Source organism: Devosia insulae DS-56 (assembly GCF_000970465.2).
Classification (GTDB): Bacteria; Pseudomonadota; Alphaproteobacteria; order Rhizobiales; family Devosiaceae; genus Devosia_A; species Devosia_A insulae.
This window is the reverse complement of the sequence record NZ_LAJE02000262.1, coordinates 1-6,620: the sequence shown is the minus strand read 5'-3', so window position 1 is coordinate 6,620 and position 6,620 is coordinate 1. Positions and strand designations below refer to the sequence as shown.

General features: G+C 64.8%; 2 protein-coding genes and 1 pseudogene. 2 read left to right on the top strand and 1 reads right to left on the bottom strand.

The window, feature by feature from the left end; translation table 11 throughout:
• A pseudogene (locus VW23_RS29070) lies at positions 1-625 on the top strand (hypothetical protein); the annotation flags it as partial.
• 241 nt (positions 626-866) lie between these two features.
• Positions 867-3,179, top strand: a complete 2,313-nt coding sequence (locus VW23_RS29540) for a beta strand repeat-containing protein (protein ID WP_141728387.1) — start codon at positions 867-869, stop codon at positions 3,177-3,179.
• 291 nt (positions 3,180-3,470) lie between these two features.
• Here VW23_RS29540 and VW23_RS18550 read toward each other — a convergent pair whose 3' ends face one another.
• On the bottom strand, positions 3,471-6,605 hold the full coding sequence (locus VW23_RS18550; RefSeq protein WP_069911032.1) for an efflux RND transporter permease subunit: 3,135 nt from the start codon (positions 6,603-6,605) through the stop codon (positions 3,471-3,473).
• Positions 6,606-6,620 lie beyond the last annotated feature (15 nt).

The following is a 6,620-nucleotide window of genomic DNA, read 5'->3' as shown; positions in this document are numbered from 1 at the left end:
CACCAATGTTGGGGGGCTGCTCTCGCTCAACGACAGCGACAATGATGCGCTGGTCAATCTCGACATCGGTGGCGGCAACAACAATCTGCTGAATGCCGCTGTTGGCTCGGGTAACAACCCGCTGGTCAACGCCAACGTGTCGACCACCGGCCTGCTCAAGAGCACCACTGTTTCGCTCGACCTGGCCGGCCTTGGTCTCGACCTGACGATCGGCCTCGGCATTCTCGACCCCGACAACCCGAATAATCCGAACAACCCGAATAACGCGAACGGCAGGCCGGTGCTGGTCGGTAGCTTGGGCGGTGGCGGCACGTTCGTCATCAACTGCACGGTCAACAACACCAAGCAGCTGCTGCAGGTGGCGGCGGCTGGTAAGATCAGCGGCGCCGAGATCAAGGCGTGGATGCGTGCCGCCAACGTACAGGTGGTGCCGATCAAACTTTGCCCGGCGGCCAAGAAGCAGGTCGCGGCACTGCTCGCCAAGAGTCAAAAGATCAACCTGCTGCGCCGGGCGGTGATGTCCGATGCGCTGATCACTGCCTCGCTCGGCCGCACGCGCTATGACGCGAACGATGTCGTGGCGGTGCAGCGCAAGGGTGGGCAACTGGTGGTGTACGTCTACTAGCAGGTTCTCCCTGCTGGCAGTTTTAAGGGCGCGGCCTGCGGGTCGCGCCCTTGCTTTTTGCCTCTAAGCAAATGGCGTCGCTGCGTAAGTGTAACTTGGTATCAACCGCAAATCGACTCTATTGTCGTATGCATTCGATAACCGGAAATCCTCCTGAGCAAACAACACGCAAGTAGTTGACAGCGTCCTGTCAGCTTGCGGGGCGCAAGTTCCGCGTCATGTTTTGCAGAGGAGAAGCGTGATGCGATCCAGAAAGATAACAGTACTCGCAGCAGTGATGCTGATGACAAGTACCAGCCTCGTGCCTGTGCACGCCGCGGGTTTGCTCGGTGGCGTGCTCGGTGACGGCGACGGCGGCGGCGTGCTCGGCGGCGTTCTCGGTGACGGCGACGGCGGCGGCGTGCTCGGCAACGTCCTTGGGGACGGTGATGGAGGCTCTGTTCTCGGCGGCGTCCTCGACGTGGATAGCGGCAACGCCGGCAATGACGCGCTGGTCAATGTCGGTCTTGGTTCGGACGAGAATACCAGCCTTGGCGTGAACCTCGGTGACAGTGATGGTGATGGCCTGCTCGGCGGCCTGCTGGGCGGCGACAGCGACGGTGACGGCGATGGCGACGGGTTGCTCGGCAACGTCCTGGGCAACGGCGTCGGCAATGGCGACGGGTTGCTAGGTGACATCCTTGGCGACGGCGTCGGCAATGGCGACGGGTTGCTAGGTGATATCCTTGGCGACGGCGTCGGCAATGGCGACGGCCTGCTCGGCGATATCCTTGGCGACGGCGTCGGCAATGGTGACGGCCTGCTCGGTGACATCCTTGGCGACGGCGTCGGCAATGGTGACGGCCTGCTCGGCGATATCCTTGGCGACGGCGTCGGCAATGGCGATGGCCTGCTCGGCGATATCCTTGGCGACGGCGTCGGCAATGGTGACGGCCTGCTCGGTGACATCCTGGGCGACGGTATCGGCAACGGCGACGATGGCCTGCTGAACGGGTTGCTCGGTGACGGCATCCTCAACGGTGAGGACGGTCTGCTTGGCGACATCCTGGGCGACGGCATCGGCAACGGCGACGATGGGTTGCTGAACGGGCTGCTCGGCGACGGGATCCTCAACGGTGAAGATGGCCTCCTGGGCGACCTCGGTGGTATCGCCAACGGCGACGATGGCCTGCTCAACGGGCTGCTCGGCGACGGGATCCTCAACGGTGAAGATGGCCTCTTGGGCGACCTCGGCGGTATCGCGAATGGCGACGATGGCCTGCTCAACGGTCTGCTCGGCGATGGCATCCTCAGCGGCGATGATGGCGTGCTGAATGGCCTGCTCGGCGACGGCGTCGGCGACATTCTCACTGGTGACGAGGGCGTGCTGAATGGGCTGCTCGGCGACGGCGTCGGTGGCATCCTCAACGGTGACGAGGGCGTGCTGAACAACATCGGCGGCATCCTCAACTTTGATGACGGGCTGCTCGACAGTCTCGATGTCGGCGGCATCCTCAATGGAGGCGGCAGCGGGCTGCTCGACGGCCTCGATGTCGGCGGCATCCTCAACGGCGATGACGGCGTGCTGAACGGACTGCTCGGCGGTGATGACGGCGTGCTGAACGGGCTGCTCGGCGGTGATGAAGGCGTACTGAACGGCTTGTTGATCGGTGACATCCTCAACGGCGACGAAGGTCTGCTGAACAGCCTCAACCTGCTCGGCGGCGACGATTTGCTGCAGGGGCTCAATATCAGCGACATCCTTGATGGCGGCATCCTCAACGACGTCAGCGATCTGCTCGAGTTCGGAGACCTCGACCTGCTCAACCTGGCCGATATCGGACTGCTCAATCTGACCGACATTGGCCTGCTCGACCTGGGCGATATCGGTGATATCGGCCTGCTCGATCTGGGCGACATTACCGACCTGATCTCGCTCACCGATCTCGACCTGAGCGGTATCCTGTCCGACCTCGATCTCGACGTCGGCGGCATCCTGTCTGATCTCGAGCTCGGCGACATCCTGTCCGACCTCGACCTGAGCAACCTGCTCGATCTCGACCTCAGTCACCTGCTTGATCTGAGCAACCTGATCAATATCGGCGACATCGATATCGACCTGGGTGGCCCTGGTGGTCCGGGAGGCCCTGGTGGTCCTGGCGGCCCTGGTGGCCCTGGTGGTCCGGGAGGCCCTGGTGGCCCCGGCGGTCCTGGTGGCCCGGGCGGTCCTGGTCGCGTGATCGTGGCCGGCGGTGGCGGCGGTGGGTTCGGCATGAACCGCACCTGCAACGTGAACGACGCCAAGCAGGTGATCGCGCAGGTCAAGCAGATGCAACTGAGCCGCGCCGTGCTTGCCAACGTCAAGGGCATCAAGGTGGTCAAGGTCCGCCTTTGCGCTGACCTCAAGGCCAAGGTGGTGCAGACGGTGATTGCCAGCAAGAAGGTGCAGGTTCTGCAGCGCGTACTGGGTGGCAGCAGCAAGATGGTCGCCGAACTGCAGCGCTCCGGCGCCGGCGTCGGCAACATCTACGCCATCGGCCGCAGTGGTCCGCAGCTGACCGTGTACTCGTTCTGATCCCGCCCGATCAGGACCCGAAGAAGGGCGCAGGCTGGTTGGCTCCCCTGCGCCCTTCGACTTGTCTACCGTGCCCTCAAAGTGGTGCGGCACCATCGTGCCCCCCAAGTATCCCTCTCTCTCTCCCCCGCCAAGGGGGAGATGATCCGTGCCCTCCACCTGCATCGAAGCATCAATCGGGACTCTCCCCCTTGGCGGGGGAGAAAGCGAAAACTTGGGCTTAGCGGAGCTAAGTCCTTAGTTTTCGCCAAAGAGGGGGGCGTGGGGAGCCACGTGAGACGACCGAGAGAGCTACTCCGCCGGGGCAGGGTGCGCGTCGGCCTCGGCAGCATCTGCTGCCGCCAGTTCCCGCCGCAGCCGCTCTTCTTCAAATGCCTTGGGCTTCGAGAACCGCGCCAGCAGCAGGTAGGCGACCGGCGTCAGGTAGAGCGTCGCGACAGCGGCAAGGCTCAGCCCCCCGACCATGATCCAGCCGAGCGCGGCACGGGCTTCCGAGCCGGCGCCGCCGGCGATGATCAGTGGCACGCCGCCGAGCACGGTGGCGATCATCGTCATCACCACCGGCCGCAGCCGGATATTGGCGGAGTTCTCCACCGCCTCGCGCACCGATTGGCCGCGATCGCGCAGCTGGTTGGCGAACTCGACGATGAGGATGCCGTTCTTGGCCATGATGCCGACCACCAGGACCAGGCCGATCTGGCTGTAGACGTTGAGCGTCACACCCGTCAGCAGCATGGCGAACACCGCGCAGGCGAGGCCGAACGGCACGGTCGCCATGACGATGATGGCGCTCCAGACGCTCTCGAACTGGGCCGCCAGCACGAGCAGGATGACGATCAGCGCGAAGCCGAAGGTGATCAGCAACCCGTTATTGCTCTCGCCCAGGGTTTTGGCTTCGGCCATCGGCACGATGGTCGCGCCGTCGGGCAAGAGCGGCTGGGCCAGCGCCACGGCCTCATTATAGGCGTCGCCGAGCGCAAAGCCGTCGCTCAGCGCCGCGGTGACGGTCACCGCGCGGCGCTGCTGCTCGCGGCCGAGTGACGGAGCGATCGGCGCCTCGGCGAGCGAGGCGATGGTCGACATCGGCACGTAGCGGCCGTCGGTGGTTTTGATGAAGATCGACTCGAGGTCGCCCGGGTCGTTCACCGGGCTCGAGGTCGAGGTCATGCGAACCGAGTAGCTGCTGTCGTTGATGAACACGGTGCCGACATCGGAGCCATCGATCATCGCCTGCATGGTGGTGCCGAGTCCGTTGATGTCGATGCCCAGCTGCGCCGCCTTTTCGCGGTCGATGGTCAGCGTCATCTGCGGTTGCGTCGTCTCGTAGTTCACCGAGACGCGGCCCCATTTCTCGTCTTTTTCCAGCTCCGCCTTCACCTTGTTGGCGGCGTCGGAGAGGGTTTGATAGTTGTCGCCGAGCAGCGCGAACTGCAGGCCGGAACCGCCACCGCGCACGCCAAGACTGTTGCCCTGGCGGATATTGGCGCGGACGCCCGGCACCTGCACCAGCTGCTGGGTGATCTCGGCGGCGATCTGCTGCTGGGACCGGGCGCGGTGCTCCCAATCGGCCAGCGTCATGATGATGAAGCCGGAATTGGTGTTCGAGCCGAAGCCCGAGATCGAGAAGATGCTCGTTGCCTCGCCGCTGTCCTTATAGGGCTGCAGCATCTCCTCGATCTTCTGCATCTGGGTGCGGGTGAAATCGAGGCTGACGGTGGCCGGGGCGCTGACATTGATCGCCACCTGCGCCCGGTCCTCGGGCGGCGTCAGCTCCTGCTTGAGCGTGCCGAACACCGCCCAGGCGGCGCCGGCGAACAGCACGGCGATGACGATCACCACCAGCGAATTGTCGAGCGCCAGCTTCAGGGTGCGCCGGTAGAGCCCGGCCAGCACGCCGCCGAAGCGTTCCAGCAGGTTGGGCGGCCGCTCGACATGCGGCTTCAGCATGCGCGACGCCATCATCGGGGCCAGTGACAGCGCCACCACCGCCGAGAGCCCGACCGAGATGGCGAGGGTGAAACCGAACTCGCGGAACAACAGCCCGGTCTGGCCGGGGAGGAACGAGATCGGGATGAACACCGCGGCCAGGGTCAGCGTGGTCGCCACCACGGCAAAGAACACTTCCTGGGTGCCCAGCACCGCGGCGGCCCGCGGTCCGAGGCCCATGCCGCGCCGTCGAGTGATGTTCTCCAGCACCACGATGGCGTCATCCACCACGAGGCCGGTGGCGATCACCAGGGCCAGCAAAGTCAGGATGTTGAGGGAGAATCCGAAAGCATAGATTCCGGCAACGGTGCCGATCAGCGCCACCGGCATGGTGACCGCCGGGATGATGGTGGCGCGCCAATCGAGCAGGAACAGGAAGATGATGACGATGACGCCGACCACGGCGATCAGCAGCGAGCGCTCGACCTCGTGCACGGCGCCGGCGATGAACACCGACTCGTCGGACGAGATCTTGATATCGACGCCCGGGGGCAGGGTGGTCTTCAGTTCGGCGACGGCGGCCTTCACGCCCTCCGAGATCTGCATGGTGTTGGATTGTGCCTGCCGCACGATGCCGAGTCCGATGCCCGATTTGCCGTCGCTGCGGAGGCCGGAATTGGCGGCGGCGGGCGAGAACACCACGCTCGCCACGTCGCCGAGCCGGGTGGTGCCCTTGATGACGATGTTCTCGAACGCCTCGGGGGTGTTGACCTCGGCGATGGCGCGGATGGCGATGTTCTGGTTGGTACCGTTGAGCGAGCCGGCCGGGCTGTCGAAGGCGATGGTTGAGAGCGCATTGCGGATGTCGCCGACGGTCAGTCCGAGGCTCGCGAGCTTCACCTGATCGACATCGATCTCAAAACTGCGGTTCTGCGTGCCGTTGACCTGCACGTCGGCGACGCCGGTCACCGCGGCGAGCCGTTCGGAGATGGTGTTTTCGACCAGCTCGGTCAGCTCGTCCTTGCTCAGCGTATCGGAGGTCACCGCCAGCTGGATGATCGCCTGGGCGTTGGCGTCGGCCTTGACGATGGTCGGGGTTTCGGCGCCATCGGGCAGCCGGTTGGTGATACGGCCGAGCGCATCGCGGATATCGGAGGTGGCGTTGTCGAGGTTGGTGCCGTCGTTGAAGGTCATCGAGACGCGGCTGCGGCCATAGGACGAGTCCGACGAGATCGACGCGACGCCCTGGATGCGGGCGACGACGCCCTCGATAGCCGAGGTGATCTCGCGGTCGACCGTTTCGGCGGCGGCGCCGGGGAAGCTGGTCGAGATGGAAAGGGTGGGGCGCTCGACGCTGGGTAACTCGCGGATCTCGACGCCGAAGAACGCAGCTAGGCCGGCGACGATGATCAGGCAGCTGACCACGATGGCCAGCACCGGCCGGCGGACGAACAGCCCGGCAATGGCGCCACCGCGCTCGTTCTGGGTCTGGATGCTCATGCGGTGGCTCCCGGG